Origin of the sequence: Intestinimonas sp. MSJ-38 (assembly GCF_018917925.1) — a bacterium.
GTDB lineage: Bacteria > Bacillota > Clostridia > Oscillospirales > Butyricicoccaceae > Pseudobutyricicoccus.
On sequence record NZ_JAHLPO010000053.1, the window covers coordinates 1 to 3,471 of the forward strand.

The 3,471-nt window shown below is 51.5% G+C and carries 4 protein-coding genes and 1 pseudogene; all 5 read right to left on the reverse strand.

The window, feature by feature from the left end; translation table 11 throughout:
- Positions 1-217 (reverse strand): annotated as a pseudogene (locus KQI26_RS14850) (hypothetical protein); the annotation flags it as partial.
- Positions 218-917: 700 nt separating this feature from the next.
- Positions 918-1,244 (reverse strand): plasmid mobilization relaxosome protein MobC, encoded by a 327-nt coding sequence (gene mobC / locus KQI26_RS14855; protein WP_216505020.1) that lies wholly within the window; start codon positions 1,242-1,244, stop codon positions 918-920.
- A 118-nt stretch (positions 1,245-1,362) separates the two neighbouring features.
- Positions 1,363-1,587: a DUF5348 domain-containing protein gene (locus KQI26_RS14860; RefSeq protein WP_216505021.1), complete on the reverse strand. Its 225-nt coding sequence runs from the start codon at positions 1,585-1,587 to the stop codon at positions 1,363-1,365.
- 16 nt (positions 1,588-1,603) lie between these two features.
- Entirely contained in the window at positions 1,604-2,146 is a 543-nt protein-coding gene (locus KQI26_RS14865; RefSeq protein ID WP_216505022.1) for a hypothetical protein, read from the reverse strand.
- A partial coding sequence (locus tag KQI26_RS14870; protein ID WP_253292897.1) for a hypothetical protein occupies positions 2,115-3,471 on the reverse strand: 1,357 nt, incomplete at its 5' end. The genes KQI26_RS14870 and KQI26_RS14865, both read right to left, overlap by 32 nt.

Sequence of the window (3,471 nt, forward strand, 5' to 3'; positions counted from 1 at the left end):
TCTCCAGCGCAACGCCGTTTTTCGGAGGCACTACCAGCGCAATACCATTTCCCTTCGCGTCCTCAAAGTGACCTCTACGCTCAAACGATCCCTCCGGGAATATCTCCCGGTAAAACTCAAACGCCTCCACCGGCTCCAGATACTTCCCAAGATGGGCGTTCTTCTCCCGGTAAAGTGCCTGCTGCCGCTCCAGAGTAACCTGCTGATCCATCGTCATAAAAAATACCTCCAGTCCAAAAAAGAAAAAGACGCAAAAAGAAAAGTCCGCTGCGGCGGGCCCCGCCTGCGGGCGGGAAGGGGGAAAGGGGGAGCCAAAGAGCGGCCCCTCCGGGGCCTTAAAGAGAAAGTCACCTCCCCCTTTCCCCCTCGCTCCGGGGCATGGAAATGATGGAAAACCCGTTGGGTTTACCACATTCCCACACCCCTCCGCACACCCCCATTTCCCCTCCGACTTTCTCCCGATCCAGAGAGAAAATTTTCTTTCGGCTTTTTGAGCCAGAGGCTCTTAGGGGGGCATATATTATCAATATATTTTTTTTACCTTTTCACCTGTCATTATAGCCTGTCCGAAAGGCGTTTGCAAGGGCCTTCGGACAGGCTATAATGACAGGCTCATGTCGCCCCAGGAATGGCCTTTCTCTCGCTGCTGCAAGCCCCCAGAACGGCCCACGCTGCCGCCCTGATCTTTGCCCTGGCCCTGGCCCCGATCGGCATCCCTGGCCCTCCTTACATACCGAAAAAAATCCTTTTGGTTTTGCAAGCATAGCATTTGGCTAGCCAAATGCAGACTTGTTAAGGGGATGCCCCCTACACCCCCATTACTGGTATAAGCAAAAGCCCCCTAGGTAGGGGGGCTTTTGCTTATACTTCGTCCTTTACCGATAGATTTGATGTTTGACTACCATCTCAAATAAACCTCAAAGATCTCTAATAGCCTGCCATAGTTCAGACTGCATCTTCTGAATGTCAGCTTGCATCTCCTGGATCTGCTCTATATCATCTTTTTGGACAGTATGTATACTGTTGATCACCTTGGCGATCTGGTTGATGTTGTTGCCCATGGCGGACATTTGCCGCAGCAGCGCCGCCAGATTTTCCGGTGGACGGGGCTTTATATCTCGGCCCAGAATGAGCTGCCGGATCAGCGGTTCCATCTTCAGGCCGGAGGTCTCTGATAATCGTTTGAGGTGGGCATGCTCTTGTTCATTTAAACGCACTAAAACAGCTTTTCCCCGCTTGCGCATAGTTCAATCATCTCCTCTCAAGGCCCATCAAAATCGAGGGGTATTAGGGGGTATCCCCTTAACAAATTAGCATTTGGCTAGCCAAATGCTATACTTGCAAAGACACCGCAGCACATTATTACATCCTGGCAAACAGTCCAGACACCTGGTAACCCAATAATCCCTCAAGATACCAGTCCTCGCCATACTCTATCCGGGTGGCCACCCATTCTGGCTTATCATCAATCAAACCGTTGCATACCAGGACTTCCAAACATTGCCCACAATGTAGCCCATCTCCGTCAAAGGTTATCCTGTCATTCTCCTGGTCATAATGAAGCTGCGAAATTCTTTTTTTTCCCATATTGGACTACTCCTTTCTATTTTCCAAACAACCGGCTCCACCAGCGCCGGGGCGGCTCTGGCTGCTGCCGTTCCGGCTCTGCCGGAGCTACGCAATCCTCAATCTGCTGCAGCTGCATCTGAGCAAGCTGTAAACGCTGCGCCTGATCTGCCAGTACCGCTATTTTTTCAGCTTGCTCCCGGCTGTGCTGCCGCTCCTTGGACAGCTCCGCTTGTAGTGCTGCTATCTGTTCATTCTTCGCTTGCAGCTCCCTTTCCAATATCTCATAAAGGCGGTTTTGACCGTCAACCTCTGCCGTTTTTTCCTCTGATTTGGTTGATGAACCATCAACCAAATCGTCAACCTCTACCGTCAACTGGTTGTCAGAGGTTGATGATTCACCCCCAGAAAACGCCTGTTTTATCAGCTTTTCACCATCAACTGATACCATCAACCTACCGTCAACTGTTACCATCAACCCCTGTAAACTGGTTGACAATGGTTCACGCTTTATTCTTTTGAAAATCGCCTGTTTTGACACCCCGATTTCATCCGCTATCTCCTTGATAGTCTTGCTCATTTTCTATCACCCCTCTTTGTGGATCTTCATAGTCCCACCATTTGTAGACCGTTGGCTTGCTCAGACCAGTATCTCGGATACAGTCCGCCTTGCGCCCTTCCGGGTGCTGCTGCCGCCACCTATAGACCTCCCATTCCGCATTATGCCTGCCGTTTCCATCTCTCCAATCCTTTTTTCCCTTTTGCCGAACCCCAATATCCCTAATGGCCCTTGCAATCTCCAAATGGTCTTTTTGCTTGCGCCAATTCCGCTTATTGACCGGCATAGTCAGACCAGATATCTTTGCAATATCGTCCCTCGGAAAAGTCACATAGTCCTCATTGAACATCTCCAGGGCACAAACCACATCGTCCTTCGTAAAGCGGTTGATGTCCTCCACGCTCATATCGTCGTATGGCTTAATCAGCGTGAAAGCGTCCTGGCGCAGCTCTTCTTCGTCTATGCCACACTTTTTGGCATAGATGGCAAGCGTCATAATCCCGTAGAACCGATGCCCAACCCGGATCTCATCGGCGATCCTGTGCAGCCACCAGTCATAAAGATCCCGCTTCACCGTCCAGCGCCCCCGGCGTTCCTTCTTCACTACCCGGCGCTCATACCAGTCCGGATACTTCTCCTTCGCCTCGGCCAGCGACAGGCGGCTCTTTCGCATGAGCGCCTGTATGCGCTGCTGTTCTCCGTTGCTGTCCGGAATATAGTCCAGCAGCTTCTCCAGCTCCACAGCGCCGCCGTACCGATACGCCACCACCGGATAGTCTTTTCCCAGCTTTGTGCCGGTTCCCACCACACGAAATCCCTGCAAAACACCCTGCATCTGCGGCTCCCGGATGGACGATGTGAACCTGTTCCAAATCTGCCGGGTGAGGGCATATTTCAGTTCTTTCAAAATCTTCTGATTGTGCGGGTACATAGGGATAGGCTCGGTCAGCACATAATACAGGTGCAGCCCCATCCCGCTGTTTACTACGAAGGTTGCTTTGGGAATAATGTCCTTGTTCATCTGATGCAGCGTGTCACGAAGCTGCGGCATACCTACGCCGTCCAAATCGAACACCATCGCATAGAGATACCGTGCGTTTTTCCCAGTTCGCTTCCGACCGAAATACGAAATCGGGGACATGATCGTAAACTCCGTGTCCTTGATGTCCTCCAGCTCTTTCAGTTCATCTGTGATCACATGACGGTGGGCTTTGCCGTCTCCCTGGATCTCCAGCGCAACGCCGTTTTTCGGAGGCACTACCAGCGCAATACCATTTCCCTTCGCGTCCTCAAAGTGACCTCTACGCTCAAACGATCCCTCCGGGAATATCTCCCGGTAAAACTCA